This is a genomic window from Kocuria carniphila (assembly GCF_004136555.1).
GTDB lineage: Bacteria > Actinomycetota > Actinomycetes > Actinomycetales > Micrococcaceae > Kocuria > Kocuria carniphila.
Genome location: NZ_NOIT01000012.1, coordinates 1 through 16,547 on the forward strand (window position 1 = coordinate 1; position 16,547 = coordinate 16,547).

The window sequence follows — 16,547 nt, forward strand, 5'->3', positions numbered from 1 at the left end:
ACAACAACCGCCGCCTCCACGGCACCCTCGGGATGCTCACCCCGGTAGAGTTCGAAACGCTCCACTATCAGGCCCTCGCCCGAGAGCCCGAACCCACAAAGTAGCGGCCGAGAACCCGGGCCGGTTCAGCTCGTGCAGACGAGGGGTTTGATTCCCAAGTCAGGCATACGAATCGGCGGTGGCATACCCGGAGACTAAGAAGTTACGGGAAGGGTCGCAGCCACTCAGGAGGATTGTGGAGTGCGCACCCCGACAATGTCAGGACCGAAAACAATCGAGTCCGTAAAAGTGCACCTGGGACATGAGAAAGTGCACTTTTACGGACTCAAATGTTCAGGGCGGTTCAGCGCCGCAGCGCCGAACTACTTCTTCACCCGTTCCCGCACCAGCGAGGCAGTGGCATCCGCAATGGCTCGCTCCTCATCCGTTCCGATGACCAGCACCTCAATTGCTGACTCCGGCGTGCTGATGCGAGCGACCTCGCCCTCGGGGGAGGCATTCAGCTCGGGATCCAGCTTGATGCCCAGCGCGCCCAGCTCATTGCACACCTGCTCGCGGAATTCGGGGGAGTTCTCACCGATGCCCGCAGTGAAGATCAGCGCTTGAGCGCCGCCCACGGCCACGTGGTAGCCGCCGACGTACTTGGCCAGGCGGTATGCCGCCATGTCCAGCGCCAATTGGGCCTTCTCGTCACCCTTCTCGGCACGCTGCTCCACGGCGCGCATGTCCGAGTCTCCGGAAATACCCTGCAGCCCGGACTCCTTGTTGAGCGTCGTATCGAGTTCCTTGGCTGTCATGGCGGGGTTGCGGTCCAGCATGGCGGTGACCACGGAGGGGTCCAGATCACCGGAACGCGTACCCATGATCAGACCCGCCAGTGGGGTGTACCCCATGGACGTGTCGAAGGATTTGCCGTTGCGGATGGCCGTCACGGACGCACCGTTGCCCAGGTGCGCCACGATCCCGTTGAACTGTTCGCGCGGAATCCCCAGGAAATCGCACGCCTTGCCGGTCACGTAGTCGTGCGAGGTGCCGTGGAACCCGTAGCGACGCATGCCGTGCATGACATACATTTCCTCGGGGATCGCGTAACGCCAGGCCTTTTCGGGCATCGTGCGGTGGAAGGCTGTGTCGAACACGCACACCTGCGGCATGTGCGGCCAGGTCTTCTGAATGGCGCGCAATCCCAATGCGTGAGCGGGGTTGTGCAGCGGAGCCAGGGGAGCGAGCCGCTCGATGGCTCGAATGATCTCGTTGTTGACCAGCACGGGGGCGGAGAACCGCTCGCCACCGTGGACCACGCGGTGTCCGGCGGCGTCAATGGTGCGCCCGCCCAGTTCCTCTTCCAGTCGTGAGGCCAGGATTTCCAGTGCCTGAGTGTGGTCTTTGACCTCGGACGTACCGATGTTCTGGATCAGGCCCTTGGTGATGATCTCGTCGCTCTCCACACCCTTGGTGGCCCGATCCAGCGGCACGTTCTCGTTGATGGCCGGCATGGATGAGGTGTACGGATCGACCTGATCATCCGCAGTGGTCACCTCGCGCACCTGGTACTTGATGGACGACGATCCGCAATTGACAACGAGCACGAGCATGGTTGGTCCTTCCGTGCGCCCGGTCTGCGGGCGTCTCTGGTGAGCTGGTCGAAGGGGCGACGCCGCTCGCGAACCTCGCGAGCGGCGTCGTACGTACTAGAGGCTCTGGGCCTGAATGGCGGTAATGGCCACCGTGTTGACGATGTCATCCACGGTGCAACCGCGGGACAGGTCGTTGACCGGCTTGCGCAGGCCCTGCAGGACCGGTCCAACGGCCACGGCGCCGGCGGACTGCTGGACCGCCTTGTAGGTGTTGTTGCCGGTGTTGAGGTCCGGGAAGATGAACACGGTTGCCTGGCCGGCCACGTCGGACTCGGGCAGTTTGGATTTGGCGATGGAGGCGTCCACGGCGGCGTCGTACTGGATGGGGCCTTCGACCTGGAAGTCCGGGTCGGTGGAACGCACCAGCTCGGTGGCCGCGCGCACGCGCTCCACGTCCTCGCCCGAACCGGAACCACCGGTCGAATAGGAGAGCATGGCCACCTTGGGATCCACACCGAACTGCTCGGCGGTCTGCGCGGAGGCCAGCGCGATGTCCGCCAGCGCCTGCTCGTCAGGGTTGGGGTTCACGGCGCAGTCACCGTAGACCAGCACGCGATCGGCCAGCAGCATGAAGAACACGGAGGACACGATCTTCACGCCCTCGCGAGTCTTCACGAACTCCAGCGCGGGGCGAATGGTGTTGGCGGTGGTGTGCACGGCGCCGGACACCATACCGTCGACGTCGCCCAGCTGCACCATCATGGTGCCGAAGTATGAACCATCGGCCATACGTTCGAGCGCCTGCTCCTTGGTCACACCCTTGTGGGAGCGCAGCTTCACGTACTCGTCGGCGTAGCGATTCCGCAGTTCCTCATCGTGCTGGAAATCGATGAGGTTGAGGCCCTCGTCCTCGAAGTTCAGGTCGATGCCCTCGGACTGCGCCATGGTCCTGATCTGCTCCGGATCGCCCAGGATCGTGAGGTCGCAGAAGTTGCGGCGGTGGATCATTTCCGCGGCGCGCAGGATGCGGGGATCCTCGCCCTCCGGCAGCACCACGTGCTTGCGATCGGCGCGCGCGGATTCCACGAGCTCGTGCAGGAATCGCAACGGAGTGCGCTTCACGGGGCGCGGCAGGTTCATGCGCCCGGCCAGCTCGTCGCTGTCCACGTACTGCGACCACGCACCGCGAGCCGCGGCAACCTTTCGGGGATGGGCGCCACTGAGCGTGCCGCGCGTGGTGGCCACCGCACTGGCGGCGTTGAAGGTGTCACGATCAGTGGTCATGACCGGGAACGGCGCGGCCGCCAGCAGGGACGCAACGGCACCTTCCGGGCGGAAACCGCCGGTCAGCAGCATGCCCGAGGGCACGGGCAAGGACGCCGCGAACGACGACGCCAGGGTCGCCGACATCACGTCCGTCCGGTCACCCGGGGTGATCACCAGATCGCCGTCCGCGAGCTGATCCAAGAAATGGCCCACGGTCATGGCCGCGATCTTGATGCCCTTCATGTCGCGGTCCAGGGAGTTGTCATTAAGGTCGGTGCCGAAGCCCTGGGCATCCACGAGCTCGGCGATCGTGGGGTTGGAGATTGCGGTGACCTCGGGGATCACGTACACCGGCAAGTTGTGGGCACCGGGCTTGGCACGACGGGTCAGTTCTTCGACCTCATCGGGGTCGGCGCGGTTGACGATCACCGCGTAGATGTCGCAACCGGCCTGACGCAATTCGGTGCGGGTGACATCCACGGCGTTGACGGTGTCCTCGACGGACTCGGCATCGTGCGCGCTGATCACCGCGGCGACCGAACAGCCCATGTTGTTGGCTAAGCGGGCGTTGAGATCGAACTCTGCGGTAGCTGCGTTGTGCGCCACCAGGTCGGTACCGTCCACCAGGATCACGTCGCACTCGCGCGCCATTTCCGAGTAGATGGAGACCGCGGCCGAATCCAGTTCGTCATGATCGCCGGAGGCCAGGATCTCGCGCGTGCGAGCCAGGGAGACGCCGCCGCGGCAGCGGGAATCGGGCAGATCGAAGGTGCGCTTCATGAGCTGCAGCGCGGAATCCTGCTCCGGGGAGTCGCCGTCGTGCACGGGACGGAAGAACCCGAGCTTGTCCGTGCTGTTGAACAGCGTGTCCGCCAACCCCAATGCCACCAGAGTCTTGCCGGACTGCGGTGTCATGGCGGAAACGTAGATGCCCTGGGTCATGGAGATGGTCCCTTTCGATTGGCGGTCTGCCGTTCCAGTTTAGAGACGTCACATGGGTGCCGCGGCAACAACGGAGTGAATATCGCGGGTTTCACGGGTGCTTCGGCGAGAGAAGTGCCACACTGGAAACATGTTGGTCGCATTCTCAGTCTCTCCCAGCGGCGGGGACAACCCCGACGCCTCCGTACACGACGCCGTGGCCGCAGCCGTCCACGTGGTCCGCGAATCCGGGCTCCCCAACCGCACCGATTCCATGTTCACCACCATCGAGGGTGAATGGGACGAATGCATGGAAGTAGTCCGCCAGGCCACCGCCGCCGCAGCCGACTACGGTCCTCGCGTTTCCCTGGTGCTCAAGGCAGACATTCGCCCCGGTCACACCGGCGAACTGTCCGGCAAGGTCGAGCGCCTTGAGGCCGCCATTCACAGCCACGAGCTGAACCGTGCGCAGGAACGCCGCGGCATCACCTCCGGCTCCGCGGATCAGAAATAACCGGGCGTCCCGGCGTCAGTGAGCAAGAAACGCAACCGTAAGAATCGGCAAGACCAGGCAGAGTCGGCCGGAGCGGCGTCGTCGGACGCTGTGGGCCTGGTCGAAGGCACCTGGCACACGGACACCGGCACCGTGCAGCTCGAGCATGACCAGTACGTACCCGGCGCGTGGGTGCTGCGCGTGAACGGCGTGCCGTCATCGCACATCGTGCCCGACCGCCCGGATCAGCTCGAATTCGAGTACATGCGCTGGTTCACCGCGCTCGCCGAAGAGCACATCGACCGCCACTTGGACCCCACCACCCTGCGCATCCTGCACCTGGGTGGCGGTGCATGTTCGATGGCGCGTTATCTTGCGTGGCGCTATCCCGATGCGCGCCAGGTGGTCGTGGAACTCGATGCCGCTCTGACGCGCCTGGTACGCGAATGGCTCGATCTTCCCCGCGCACCCCTCCTCCGTATCCGTGCGGGTGAAGCCCGTGAGGTCACTGAATCACTGCACGAGTCCTCGCGCGAGGTGATCCTGCGGGATGTGTTTGCCGGCGAGCAAACGCCCGGCCATTTGCGGACTGTGGAGTTCGTACGGCACGTGGATCGGGTGTTGACCTCTGACGGGATCTACCTGATGAACGTGGGGGACACCCGCAATCTCAAGGGCACCCGTGCGGAGCTGGCGGCGCTGCTCGAGGTGTTCGAGCACGTGGGTGCGGTCGCGGATGCCGCGATGCTCAAGGGCCGCCGCTACGGCAACGTGGTGCTTGCGGCGTCGCATGCCCCGCTACCCGAACCAGGTTCCGCAGCGGGCGCCGCCCTGGCCAAGGAATTGCTGGGTGGGCCTCTACCCGCGCAGTACAAGGACACCGCGTGGTGCCGCCAGCTCGTGGCCGAAACACAGCCCTGGAACGACAAAGAGGCGGACCAGATGCCGGCCGTCGGGACCATTACGGGGGCCTAGGCTGCCCCGGAGCAACCGTCCGGATCGCCCCCTGGCAGCGGTCGGCCCGGGCCGTGGCGGCGCGGGCCATTTCATGCCGCCTTACTGCACAGTAAGCCCGGCTACCGTGCCGTAAACCGACACCCAATGGTCCTCAGCTCTCCCACTCCTCATCGTGCGGTCGTAGCGTGGAGCCATGACTAGCTACATGCATTCACTGGCCATCGACGCCCACGACCCGAAAGCACTGGCCCGGTTCTGGTGCGAGGTTCTGGACTACCAGATCGACCACGAAGACGAGGACTTCGTCAGCACCACGCCCAATGAGGGGCGGAGCCTGCGACTGGAATTCATCCGGGTCCCCGAGGGCAAAACCGTGAAGAACCGGCTCCACCTGGACATTCGCGCCCAGGATTCGAGCCAGGAGGCGGAAGTTTCTCGAGTCGAGTCACTCGGCGCCTACCGCGTGGATGTCGGCCAGACCAGCGAGGACAGCTGGGTTGTTCTGGCCGACCCGGAAGGCAATGAGTTCTGCATCCTGGCGGGCTTGGAAGAGTAATCCATACTGGCCAGTGTGTGGATAGTCCAAGCGCTGATCAGATCTCAGGGGCAGATCTTCTTTCAGCGTGCCACGCTGAGTGGTCTGCTGGTTCTGCTGGCTCTTGTCATCGCATCGCCCTGGCTGGCGGGATTCGCGCTGCTCGGTGCTGCGGTCCAGACCGGAGTGTCCGTGCTGTTGCGCCGTCCGAGGCGCACATCAGCGCGACTGTCCTCGAGCGGTGGTGACCGGAGTTCCCGCGGTCGCAGCGGACCCGGGTCCGGATCAGCGCGTGATGGAGCGGACAGAGCCCCGCGCGGCTCTGATCATTTCGCTGAGCTGACCCCAGGTTCTGTCCCGAGTAGCGGCTCACACCGCGCCTCCGCCTTGGCCATGTCCAGCCTGTCCACGGACGCCACCGCTCGGCGCGACGCCGCGGACGGCATCCACGGGTTCTGCGGCGCCCTCACCGGCTGCGCGGCGTTCCTCGCGTGCGGGACGTCAACGGCCGGCCTCATCTGGACCGTTCTGGGCGGTGCGCTGTGCGCGCTGCTCGTTCGAGCGCTCGAACGAGTGCGGATCTTCAACTGGCTGCCCATGCTCACCGGCCCGTTCTGCGCGGTCAACGCGGCCCTGAACCCGGTCTTCGCGCGGTGGCATCGAGATGCTGAGTCCCCGGGAGCACCGCCGTTCGAGCTTGTTGGACCGATCGCGGACCTCATCAGCGGCACTTTGAGAGCCTCCGCCCAAGTGCTCCTCACCGATCATCTGCTGACAGGTCTATTGGTCATCGCCATCATGTTCCTCGCCGGCGCACGCGAAGGCCTGTGGTCCCTCATCGGCGCGGTCGCCGCCACGGTCTTCGGTTTCTGGATCCTCGGTTGGCAGCCCACCATGGCTGGCCTGGCGGGTTACTGCGGCTTCCTGACGGCCCTCGCCCTGGGTGCGGTCTTCCCTCGTCACGACGCCGCTCGCGCAGTCCGCCTGCTCGTCCCCTTGGCGGCGGCGTGCGTCACCGTCCCACTGTTGTGGGTGTTGCAGCAAACCGGGATGGCCGTCTACACCTGGCCGTTCGTGCTGACCACGTGGGCGGTGCTGTTCGCGCAGCGACAGTGGGCGCGGCGAGAACTGAACGGAGCGGCGTCGTAGTCGAAACCAGGCAACACGCGACGCAACCCTTAACCGGGAGACGCGGGACGATTAAACGCCCCGCGCCCGATAACCGGTGAGTTACGCCGTCCAACCCTCGATCACGGCGATGCCGAAGAAGATCACGAACGCGCCGGCCACCACGTACATGAGCGGGTGGACGTCGCGCCAGCGGCCCTGCACCAGGCGGATGAACACGAAGGACACGAAGCCCGCGCCAATGCCGTGGGCGATGGAGTAGGTGAACGGCATGACGGCGAAGGTCAGGAACGCGGGCACGGAGACGCCCCAGTCCTCCCAGTCGATGTGCACCACGTTCTTGGCCATCAGGAACCCCACCACGACCATGGCGGGTGCCACGGCCTCGAAGGGCACCACGTTGACCAGCGGGGTCAGGAACATGGCCAGGAGGAACATGATGCCGGTGACCACGTTGGCCAGGCCGGTGCGAGCGCCGTCGGCGATACCGGTGGAGGATTCCACGAAGATCTGGTTGGACGAGACCGAACCGGCACCACCGGCCACGGCACCGAACGCGTCGACCAGCAGCACGCGATCCACGCGCTCGATCTGACCGTTCTTATCGACCAGGCCGGCCTGCTGTGAGAGGCCCACCATGGTGCCCATGGCGTCGAAGAAGATAGACAGCAAAATGGTGAAGATCAGCAGCATGCACGCGATCACGCCCAGCTCCCGGAACGCGGCGATCGGGGCGGCGGAGCCGATCAGGGAGAGGTCGGGCAGTGCGAAGAAGCCCTCGGGGTTGGCGGGAACCACCAGGGACCAGCCGTCCGGGTTCTCCACGGAGGAGCCGGACGGGGAGACTGCTTCAAGGATGTGAGCGAAGATCGTGGTGGCGACCACAGCGATCAGGATGCCGCCGCGCACGTTGCGGACCAGGAGCGCCACGGTCAGCAGCAGGCCCACCACGAACGTGAGCGTGGGCCAGCCGAAGAGCTCGCCGCCGTTGCCCATCTGCACGGGAACGGTGGTCCCGGCGGCGTCCGGGATGCGGCGCACAAAGCCCGCGTTCACGAAACCGATGAGCGCGATGAACAGGCCGATACCCACCACGATCGCGGTCTTCAGCGAGGGCGGCACGGCGTTGAACACCGCGGTGCGGAAACCGGTGAGCACCAGCACCACCATGATCAGGCCGGCCCAGATGACCAGACCCATGACCTCGGGCCAGGTGAGACCCGGATTCGTGGCAATCGTGACGGCCAGGAACGCATTCACGCCCAGACCGGTGGCCAGTGCGAACGGGGACTTGGCCCACACGCCCATGAGGATGGTCAGCACGCCGGCGACCAGGGCGGTCACGGCAGCAACGCGCTCGCCGCCCAGCATGTTGCCCGCGCCGTCGGCCCCGTAGCCGAGCACCAACGGGTTCAGCACCACGATGTAGCTCATGGCGATGAAGGTGGCCAGGCCACCGCGGATTTCACGACCCACGGTGGAACCGCGCTCGGTGATGTAGAAGAAGCGGTCCAACGCGCCGCGTGGTTCGCGGGTCTGCGGAGTGGGCTTGGTCGGTGACGACATGAAGATCCTCACGGTCAAAGGCACAGCGGTAGCGCACGGTTGGTCTACCGATATGGGGGCGTTTGTGTAGAAATACTACGCCGACGGCGCTCGGTTGCCTTACGAAATAAGCGTTCGCGACCGGCGTCCACCTTTGGTTAGGTGAGTCTGCCCAAATTTCACTACCGTAGAACCCAGTCCCCGCAAGCACGCGAGTGTGCGTGCGCGTTGAAAGGAAATACCAGCTGTGACAGCACCTACTTCAGCACGTCCGTTGCGCGTTGCCGTGATCGGAGCGGGTCCGGCGGGCATTTACGCCGCTGACATGCTCACCAAGTCCGAGGCCGTGCGGGAAGGCGAGCTGGAAGTCAGCGTTGATCTGTGCGACCGCTACCCCACCCCGTTCGGTCTGATTCGCTACGGTGTGGCTCCGGACCACCCGCGCATCAAGGGCATCATCACCGCGTTGCGCTCGATTCTGGGTCGCGGTGACATCCGCTTCTTCGGCAATGTGGAGTACGGCAAGGACCTCACGCTGGGTGAATTCATGGCCCATTATGACGCCGTGATTTTCGCCACCGGTGCCGTCAATGACGCTCCGCTCGAGATCCCCGGCGCGGATCTGGATGGCTCCTACGGCGCCGCCAAGTTCGTCGCCTGGTACGACGGCCACCCCGACTACCCACGCACCTGGCCGCTCAACGCCAAGGAAGTTGCCGTGATCGGTAACGGCAACGTGGCGCTGGACGTGGCGCGTGTGCTCTCCAAGCACGCTGACGACATGCTGGTCACCGAGATCCCGGGCAACGTCTACCAGGGGCTGCGCGATTCGCCGGTCACGGACGTGCACGTGTTCGGTCGCCGCGGTCCGGCGCAGATCAAGTTCACCCCGCTCGAGCTGCGTGAGCTGGCCAAGTCCCGCGACGTGGACATCGTGGTGTACGACGAGGACTTCCAGTTCGACGAAGCTTCGGAAAAGGCCATGGTCGAGAACAACCAGACCAAGGTCATGATGAAGACCCTCAACAAGTGGCGCGAGGATGATTCACCCAAGACCGCGTCCCGCCGCTTGCACCTGCACTTCCTGCAGACCCCCACCGAGATCCAGGGCGACGAGGACGGCAAGGTCAACGGCATCCGCATGGAGCGCACTCGCCTCAATGGCGACGCTTCTGTGACGGGCACCGGCGAGTACATCGACTACCCCGTGCAGGCCGTCTACCACGCCATCGGCTACCTGGGCTCTCCGCTTCCGGAGGTTCCGTTCAACCCCGAGCGCGGCGTGATCCTCAACGAGGAAGGCCGCGTGATCGACGCCGAGGGCACCGTGGTTCCGGGCGTGTACGCCACCGGCTGGATCAAGCGCGGTCCCGTGGGCCTGATCGGCGCCACCAAGTCCGACGCCCTCGAGACCATCAACCATCTGCTCGAGGACCGCACCGCCCTGGCCGATCCGGACTTCCCGGAGCCCTCCGCCATCGAGTCGCTGCTCGAGGAGAAGGGTGTCGAGTACACCACCTGGGACGGCTGGCTCGATCTGGACGAGTACGAGCAGAGCCTGGGCCAGTCCTCCCACGACGCCGAGGGCAACCCCCGCGAACGCGTCAAGGTGGTCGATCGCGACGAGATGCTCTCCGTCTCGCGCCGCGGGGTCCACGCCCGCAGCTAGTTCTCACGGCTTTTTACCCGCCGACGACGCCGCCCCCTTCAGTTCCCGCGTTCACTCCGGGCTGGGTGGGGCGGTGTTTTTGGTGGCGGTCACTGCAAGCTGATCGACAGTACGACCCGGGAATCGAGTTTTCCCGGTTGTGCCGTCGATCAGGATGCATGGTGGTCCGGGGTAGTGGCTCTCATGCCAACCAGAGTGCACGGTGGCTCGAACTCCACATCGGGCAAGTGTCATTTGTATCGGTCGGATGGATTTCTAGTCTCCGAGATATGAAGAAACTCGGTGAGCCTTTAGAACTTGGACCGCGCCCGCTCGTCAGGTCCACGGCACAGCTGGGTAGTCGAGCTCGAGATCTTGAGAGACGCCCGGGGACTCACACATTGGTTCGGGGAATGTGGGTTTGCTCGGAAGCTTCGCCGGAGCCGGTCCAAAGGTCCCTGCTGTTGCACGACCACTATTCGAAGAATGGCGTGGGCCTGAGTATCACCGGCATTCACGCGCTGGAGTTGTTCACGCTGCCGGTCGGATACACCAGACGCTGGGTCAACGACTTCTTGAGCGACCCATCTCCCCCGCGTGCACGCGAACTGAGGCAGGCGTTCGAAATCCCTCACCTTGCGTGGTCTGAATCCCGCCCCACGGTTCGTGAGCAGGGAATGCGATTGAGCAAGTCCCATGGGCTGAAAACTTATGCGGGTCCCTGGGGCACGCGACTGGCCCATCCAGTCGAAGCTTTGGTGGCAGCAGCACCCTATCTGTCTCAATGGCGGCTGACTGCCTGTCTGGATGCGCTGATGTCTGGAGCATTACAGATTCCAGAGTTCACCCCTCAGCCCGCAATGACAAAAGAGGAAATTTCGGCAGCCGTTTCACACCTGCCAGCGCGGAACCCAGCCGTCATCGCGGTGAAGCGGGCACTGAGTAACGCAGCAGAACCGGTGTGGTCACCCATGGAGACGTTGGTGCGCCGGATGGTTGTCACCCAAGGATTTCCGGAGCCGATATTGAACCACCCCGTGATGATCGAAGGTGAACTCGCCTACCCGGATCTTTCTTGGCCCGAACTGCGAGTGGGTCTCGAATACAACGGTGAGATCCATCTGCTGGATCGCCGCACGTACGGCACGGAGATGAATCGCATCCGCACTTTTCAAGATCACGGCTGGGATCTCAACATCTTGGTGCTGGACGACCTCGAAGATCCGGCTCTTCGCTGGAAGTGGATGCAGTGGTTAGCTGAAAAGCTCAATCGACGCTCCCAACGCGCAAGCTGATCAACGTTAGAACCACGGCAGTCGGCGGCTCGTAATCTGATCAACGTTAGAGCCAGGAACTCGGATTTCTAGGGTCCTAACGTCGACCAATTTTCAAACCCCAGGAACCAACGGTTGTACCGTCAATTAGATTGCACGAGCGACATGCTGCGCAGCGGAAACAGGGTCGAAACGTCAACCAGGATGCACCGACGGCCAGTGGGCACTCGAGTCGTGGTCGCAGTGTCGACCAGAATGCACGATCGAGATACTGCGCAGCGGAAACAGGGTCGAAACGTCAACCAGGAAGCACCGCGAGTCAGTAAGCGCTCCCGGCATGGTCGTAGTGTCGATCAGGACGCAGCCGACCGCCGAACCGCCCAACTACACCCCCAGCAGCGACCGCGTGTGGTCGTTGAGCAGCAGGCCGTTGGGGTCCAGATTGGAGCGGACCTTCAAGAAGTCATCCCAGTGCGGGTACATGGGCTTGAGGGTCTCGGCAGTCTGGGTGTGAATCGACCCCCAGTGGGGGCGCCCGCCGTGTTCCAGGAAGATCTGCTCGGCATCGCGGAAGAACTCTTCGTAGGGGCGTTTGCCGTACTGGCGCAGGCTGATCCAGCCGGTGTAACGGTCGGCGGAGGGGGAGAGGTAACCCTGTTCCGGGGGTGAGCACCGCACCAGAACCGGGAAGGACAACGTGTAACCCTTGCGGTCCACGAGCGCCTCCAGATCGCGGAATGCCGCGGCGGTGTTCTCCAGTGGCATCGCGTATTCGGTGGACACGAACCGCACGGCACGCGGGGCAGTGAACACCCGGTAGGACACGTCCGTGTAGCGCCGGGAACTCTTGGACATGGATTCCAACTTGTTCAATCCGGGCACGGTTTTGGGTGCCACGGATGCCAAGCGGCCCAGGCCGGAGGTCAGGGAGGTGCGCAGAACGGCGTCGTCGGCTCGGCGCAGGACACGCGAGAACGGCGAGGCGGGGCGGGTGTAGGTGTCCGGGAGGCGATGGAGGCGGCTGAGGATGCGCGTGTGGGCGGTGTGGCGACCGGGCATCCAGAAGAACTCGAAGTGATCCGCGCCGGACATGCGCTCGGGCAGCGAGTCGACCAGGCGGGCGAGGGGTTCGCGGAACTCGGCGCAATGCAGCCGGAACGCACTCACGCACTGGATGGTCACGGACACGATCACGCCCAGAACGCCCAGGTGCACGCGGGCAGCGCGCAGGATCTCGGGATGCGAGGTTTCGGAGCACGTGATGAGCTCCCCGGAAGGTGTGGCGATCGTGATGTCGATGATCTGCTCGGCCAAGGACGGCTGGCCCAGGCCGGTGCCGTGGGTGCCCGTGGCGATGGCGCCAGCGATGGTCTGACCCGTGAAATCCGGCATGTTTCCCAGGGCTAGGCCGTGGTCCTCGAGGATCTGAGAGATCTGCTGAATGGTGGTGCCGCCGAAGAACGTGGCCTGCTGTTTCTCGACGTCGATCGAGCTGAGGCCGGTGAGCGCGGTGGCGTCCAGAACTACGTCCGAGGTGGGGACCAGCGGCGAAAAACTCTGTCCGGAACCGGCGGGGCGCACGCGCAACCCCTGGGCGGCAGCGTCTCGAAGCACCTGTTCGACCTGGTCGGTGTTCTCCGGGCGCACGATGGCCGCGGGCGTCACGGTGAGATTCCTGCCCCACGAACGCCATGTGTCTTTGGCGACCTTGGCGACCTTGGCGGTCAGGGGTGACGACTCTGCGGGATCGTCTGGTGTTGCCGATTGCTCGTTCACGGTTCGTTTCCTTCCTCAGGACCCTTCCCTCGGACAGCGGCTCGGGTTCCTCCCCGTGACCCCGATCCAGGTGCTTTCCTTAGGACCATCCTCCGGACCCACTCCATCATCTCACCGTGGGCTGTGAGGTGGCATGTGTTCTCCACACGCACCAGCATCGCGCACCATACGTGAGGACTGAGGACTACGCTTGAAGTGACGGATCGGCGAAAGGAAGGCACGCCATGACCCTCAACGGCCGAGAAATTGTCGTTGGCGTGGACGGCACGGATCAGAGCCTGGGGGCCCTGCGCTGGGCGGCCCGCGAAGCCAAACGTCGAGGCGCTCCGCTGCACCTGGTGAGCGCCTATTCGGTGCCGGTCTACGCCGGTTCCACTTTCGACGTCGGGTACGCTGCGTTCGACCAGGGTGCCCTGGACGACGCCGTCAAGGAACTCGTGCGCGAGGCCGCTCTGCACGTGCAGAACCTCAACGTGGAGGTGCGTTCCACGGTCGAAACCGGCGATCCTTCGGGTGTGCTGCTGGAACTGAGTAAGTCCGCGCAGTTACTGGTCCTCGGATCCCGTGGCCGCGGTGGTCTGCTCGGCCGACTGTTGGGCTCAGTCTCCACCGCAGTCCCGGCACACTCGCACTGCCCCGTGGGCATCATCCCGCTTCCCTGGGCACGCGAACACCAGCTCGAGCGGGACATCAACGAGACCAAGGCATTCATCGACGGCGTCTCCGTGGGCTCGGACGGTTCCGAACATTCCAGCGTGGCCATGCTGCGCGCCGCCGACGAGGCAACGTTGCTCGGAGTTCCACTGACCGTGGTGTGCGCCGTGCCGCCCATGGCCGGTGCGGCGTCCTGGATGCCCACCCCCGTGGACTTCGAGAACATTTATCAGGAGATCGCGGACGCCCTCAATGCGTCGGTCCGATGGTTGCGCGGGCACTTCCCGGATCTGGAGATCAACGCAGAGCTGCTGGACGGCTCGCCGATCGACGTTCTCGTGGAGCAGTCCAACCGCAATCGCCTAGTCGTCATGGGCACCCGCGGCCGCGGCGGATTCGCCGGAATGCTCCTGGGTTCCACCTCTCAGGGCGTGATCCACAACAGCGCCGGACCGCTCATGATCATCCAGGGTTTCAAGGACGAACGGCTGGCCGATCGACCCGAGGTCACCCTGTGATACTCGGGTTTGTGCAACCGGGGTGTTTACCTCTAAGCTACTGAAGGTCCATCGTCCACTGATGCGCAAGCGGCAGTCGGGCGACGTTCTGGCCCCCATCGTCTAGCGGCCTAGGACACCGCCCTTTCACGGCGGCGGCACGGGTTCGAATCCCGTTGGGGGTACGTTTTCTCGCGAGAGAATCTGATGCGGTGAACGATTTGCTAAGGCAGTCAGTTCTACTGGTAAGATATCCACTCGTTGGAAACAACTAAGGCCCTGTAGCGCAGTTGGTTAGCGCGCCGCCCTGTCACGGCGGAGGTCGCGGGTTCAAGTCCCGTCAGGGTCGCTCAGGCGGCGATGAAAAGGCAACTTTTCGCGCCGTCGCGGCATATCCCAGGTGATGTGCCTGGCTCTGTAGCTCAGTTGGTAGAGCGTACGACTGAAAATCGTAAGGTCACCGGATCGACGCCGGTCGGAGCCACTGAACCCTCGCGTGGCTTCTACACGCGGGGGTTCTTCCCATTTCCGGGCCCAGTTCGTACGGTCCAGGATCCCGCGGCCGTTTTTACAGACGACGACGCAGCTCGCTCCGCTTCGGACGAGACATGACCTTACTTCTGCGCCGGGGCATGCCTAGAACTGTGCGAGTATCCCTCGGGCGCGAGAACGTATGGGTAAATTGTTTGCCAATACTGACTCAGAATGCTGTGCAGTCGGCATATGTGAGGATTCTCACCTTTTGCCGGGTACCAACGTGCGAGTTCTTCACAATTTCGATCCGCCCAGCTCTCTCAAGGCGACGAAACACTGTGCGCGTACTTGGGCGCTAATGTTCGGAGTTTGATCGTTTCTTGGAAGGGGCTGGGCCTTTTGGCTCGGTCAGCGCCATTGCGGCGGTCTTAACACCGTGTTGGATTCTCATCGTGTCTCCCCTACTGGATCTTCGGCTCAAGCTTTAAGCCGCGTGCCTACGCAACTGTCGTGATGGCCACCGTGTGATGGCGTTGTTAGCCTCAACGCGGGCGATGGCCGAACGGGATAGGCCCGATCGAAGGCCGCGGCCACTGCGGAAAACCGTGCCGAAGCTGGTTGCTCTACCTAGCCCATGAACACGTAACTTATGGCTCGGAGCCGACATGAGGTAGACAATGTACGACCGAATCTCGATCAAATTGCTATGACGTTCCTTGGGGCCGTGGTGGGGACTTGTCTACTCAGAACTTCAGGCCAGAGGGAATCAGCTCATCGGTTTCACACGAGTCTCGATGAACTCGATCTCGGTATCATTGAGGCCATACTTGACGTACAGCTGATGATCTATCTCTGGAATCGACACAGACCAGTCGATGTCGGAGTCCGGGGTAAAGTCCTGGAGCGGAACATGCTTCCAGACCTTTGCGGGGTTGTGTTGCGTGATCTTCAGGATGCCGAGCATTGCGCGTGCAAACTTCGTCCTCACGTACTTGAGGCACGACTGAGCATGAGCTTCGTATTCGAACGTGCCGATTGTGATGAACGTCTGGGTGACCGCAACCTCCGGTCCGAGGACATCCGGTGAAGACAGCGGTTCTCCAAAAGCACCAGAGCCGTTTGCGGCTGGCAATGCAACTTTGAACCTCTCAAAGCTTGCGGGACCTCGCAGATAGTCGCGGCGAATCCAGCGAGTGAACCGCCTGTTCTTGATCAGCCCCAGCATCCGGCCGTACTCATGATCGTCCTCGGGCATGCTCTCGAAGTAAAGGAATGGCAGCTGCTCGAAGGCATTGGTGCTGACGCGAAACTGAGCATCCTTCGACATGAGGGTTGAAGCCTGGGGGTTCTCGCTGTGCATGGTCTCGGTATAGGCGTACGCGCGGCCGCTCGACACCGCGGGCGCAATGGATGCATCGTGCGTGGCATTGACCTTGTGGAGAATGCCATTGAGTTCGGGATAGCTCGTGAATGTGTCGATGGGTTCGTCGTGACGTGCCTCGTCCCAGTAAGTCACAGCGATTCCCCCCTTGATGTCGGTGCCAGGAAAAAGTTCGCTGCTGTTGGGTACGTAGAGGGGGACACTTAGGTGTCGATCCGCGAGCATCTTCTCATTCCATGCTTTCGGCGTGAACCCTGCGTTGAACAGGAAGCGCGCTGGGGTGATGAGCACAGCTTTGCTCGCTACTTGGTATGCCGCGTCCATGAATAGGTGGTACACGGGAGTGTCGCGCGTACCTCCGCCTTGTGCCTCCTCCTGGTACGGAGGGTTGCCGATCACGACGTCGAACTTCTTTCCCATG

The 16,547-nt window shown here is 63.4% G+C and carries 12 protein-coding genes, 3 tRNA genes and 1 pseudogene; 11 read left to right on the forward strand and 5 right to left on the reverse strand.

Features of this window, described 5'->3' with window-relative positions; translation table 11 throughout:
• Window positions 1-362: 362 nt before the first annotated feature.
• Together EWV37_RS09810 and pta are read right to left on the reverse strand one after the other, a co-directional pair.
• The gene (locus EWV37_RS09810) at window positions 363-1,595 is read right to left on the reverse strand and encodes an acetate/propionate family kinase (RefSeq protein ID WP_129701384.1); all 1,233 of its coding nucleotides are present in this window, start codon (window positions 1,593-1,595) and stop codon (window positions 363-365) included.
• 96 nt (window positions 1,596-1,691) lie between these two features.
• Window positions 1,692-3,785 carry a phosphate acetyltransferase gene (pta, locus tag EWV37_RS09815; RefSeq protein WP_016996468.1) on the reverse strand — a complete coding sequence of 698 codons (2,094 nt, stop codon included), beginning with the start codon at window positions 3,783-3,785 and terminating at the stop codon, window positions 1,692-1,694.
• Between the two features lie 130 nt (window positions 3,786-3,915).
• Here pta and EWV37_RS09820 point away from each other — a divergent pair, with 130 nt between their 5' ends.
• The 5 genes and pseudogenes from EWV37_RS09820 (at window position 3,916) to EWV37_RS09840 (ending at window position 6,898) form a co-directional block, all read left to right on the forward strand.
• Window positions 3,916-4,278 carry a thiamine-binding protein gene (locus tag EWV37_RS09820; protein ID WP_016996467.1) on the forward strand — a complete coding sequence of 121 codons (363 nt, stop codon included), beginning with the start codon at window positions 3,916-3,918 and terminating at the stop codon, window positions 4,276-4,278.
• An 18-nt stretch (window positions 4,279-4,296) separates the two neighbouring features.
• Window positions 4,297-5,232 carry a spermidine synthase gene (locus EWV37_RS09825; protein ID WP_129701386.1) on the forward strand — a complete coding sequence of 312 codons (936 nt, stop codon included), beginning with the start codon at window positions 4,297-4,299 and terminating at the stop codon, window positions 5,230-5,232.
• Between the two features lie 175 nt (window positions 5,233-5,407).
• Window positions 5,408-5,770 carry a VOC family protein gene (locus EWV37_RS09830; protein WP_129701388.1) on the forward strand — a complete coding sequence of 121 codons (363 nt, stop codon included), beginning with the start codon at window positions 5,408-5,410 and terminating at the stop codon, window positions 5,768-5,770.
• Between the two features lie 15 nt (window positions 5,771-5,785).
• A pseudogene (locus tag EWV37_RS15865) lies at window positions 5,786-5,953 on the forward strand (urea transporter); the annotation flags it as partial.
• A 189-nt stretch (window positions 5,954-6,142) separates the two neighbouring features.
• Window positions 6,143-6,898: an urea transporter gene (locus EWV37_RS09840; protein ID WP_129701390.1), complete on the forward strand. Its 756-nt coding sequence runs from the start codon at window positions 6,143-6,145 to the stop codon at window positions 6,896-6,898.
• Window positions 6,899-6,979: 81 nt separating this feature from the next.
• Here EWV37_RS09840 and EWV37_RS09845 read toward each other — a convergent pair whose 3' ends face one another.
• On the reverse strand, window positions 6,980-8,443 hold the full coding sequence (locus EWV37_RS09845) for an NCS2 family permease (RefSeq protein WP_193554314.1): 1,464 nt from the start codon (window positions 8,441-8,443) through the stop codon (window positions 6,980-6,982).
• 226 nt (window positions 8,444-8,669) lie between these two features.
• On the opposite strand from EWV37_RS09845, the gene EWV37_RS09850 reads away from it, so the two are divergent.
• Together EWV37_RS09850 and EWV37_RS09855 are read left to right on the forward strand one after the other, a co-directional pair.
• Window positions 8,670-10,091 (forward strand): FAD-dependent oxidoreductase, encoded by a 1,422-nt coding sequence (locus EWV37_RS09850; RefSeq protein WP_129701394.1) that lies wholly within the window; start codon window positions 8,670-8,672, stop codon window positions 10,089-10,091.
• Between the two features lie 443 nt (window positions 10,092-10,534).
• Window positions 10,535-11,365, forward strand: coding sequence for a hypothetical protein (locus tag EWV37_RS09855; RefSeq protein WP_129701396.1), 831 nt, complete (start codon window positions 10,535-10,537; stop codon window positions 11,363-11,365).
• A 363-nt stretch (window positions 11,366-11,728) separates the two neighbouring features.
• Here EWV37_RS09855 and EWV37_RS09860 read toward each other — a convergent pair whose 3' ends face one another.
• The gene (locus EWV37_RS09860) at window positions 11,729-13,120 is read right to left on the reverse strand and encodes a D-arabinono-1,4-lactone oxidase (protein ID WP_238663205.1); all 1,392 of its coding nucleotides are present in this window, start codon (window positions 13,118-13,120) and stop codon (window positions 11,729-11,731) included.
• 224 nt (window positions 13,121-13,344) lie between these two features.
• On the opposite strand from EWV37_RS09860, the gene EWV37_RS09865 reads away from it, so the two are divergent.
• The 4 genes from EWV37_RS09865 to EWV37_RS09880 all read left to right on the forward strand — a co-directional run bounded on the left by EWV37_RS09865 (window position 13,345) and on the right by EWV37_RS09880 (window position 14,755).
• Window positions 13,345-14,292: a universal stress protein gene (locus tag EWV37_RS09865; RefSeq protein WP_129701398.1), complete on the forward strand. Its 948-nt coding sequence runs from the start codon at window positions 13,345-13,347 to the stop codon at window positions 14,290-14,292.
• A gap of 91 nt (window positions 14,293-14,383) precedes the next feature.
• Window positions 14,384-14,456 (forward strand) — tRNA-Glu (locus EWV37_RS09870).
• 90 nt (window positions 14,457-14,546) lie between these two features.
• A tRNA-Asp gene (locus EWV37_RS09875) sits at window positions 14,547-14,620 on the forward strand.
• 62 nt (window positions 14,621-14,682) lie between these two features.
• Window positions 14,683-14,755, forward strand: a tRNA-Phe gene (locus tag EWV37_RS09880).
• A gap of 756 nt (window positions 14,756-15,511) precedes the next feature.
• Here EWV37_RS09880 and EWV37_RS09885 read toward each other — a convergent pair.
• The gene (locus EWV37_RS09885) at window positions 15,512-16,546 is read right to left on the reverse strand and encodes an Eco57I restriction-modification methylase domain-containing protein (protein WP_129701400.1); all 1,035 of its coding nucleotides are present in this window, start codon (window positions 16,544-16,546) and stop codon (window positions 15,512-15,514) included.
• Between the last annotated feature and the right edge of the window lies 1 nt (window position 16,547).

Coding starts and splice junctions, on each gene's coding strand:
- EWV37_RS09810 (WP_129701384.1), bottom strand. CDS start 1,595: ATGCTCGTGCTCGTTGTCAATTGCGGATCGTCGTCCATCAAGTACCAG.
- pta (WP_016996468.1), bottom strand. CDS start 3,785: ATGACCCAGGGCATCTACGTTTCCGCCATGACACCGCAGTCCGGCAAG.
- EWV37_RS09820 (WP_016996467.1), top strand. CDS start 3,916: ATGTTGGTCGCATTCTCAGTCTCTCCCAGCGGCGGGGACAACCCCGAC.
- EWV37_RS09830 (WP_129701388.1), top strand. CDS start 5,408: ATGACTAGCTACATGCATTCACTGGCCATCGACGCCCACGACCCGAAA.
- EWV37_RS09840 (WP_129701390.1), top strand. CDS start 6,143: ATGTCCAGCCTGTCCACGGACGCCACCGCTCGGCGCGACGCCGCGGAC.
- EWV37_RS09845 (WP_193554314.1), bottom strand. CDS start 8,443: ATGTCGTCACCGACCAAGCCCACTCCGCAGACCCGCGAACCACGCGGC.
- EWV37_RS09865 (WP_129701398.1), top strand. CDS start 13,345: ATGACCCTCAACGGCCGAGAAATTGTCGTTGGCGTGGACGGCACGGAT.
- EWV37_RS09885 (WP_129701400.1), bottom strand. CDS start 16,546: ATGGGAAAGAAGTTCGACGTCGTGATCGGCAACCCTCCGTACCAGGAG.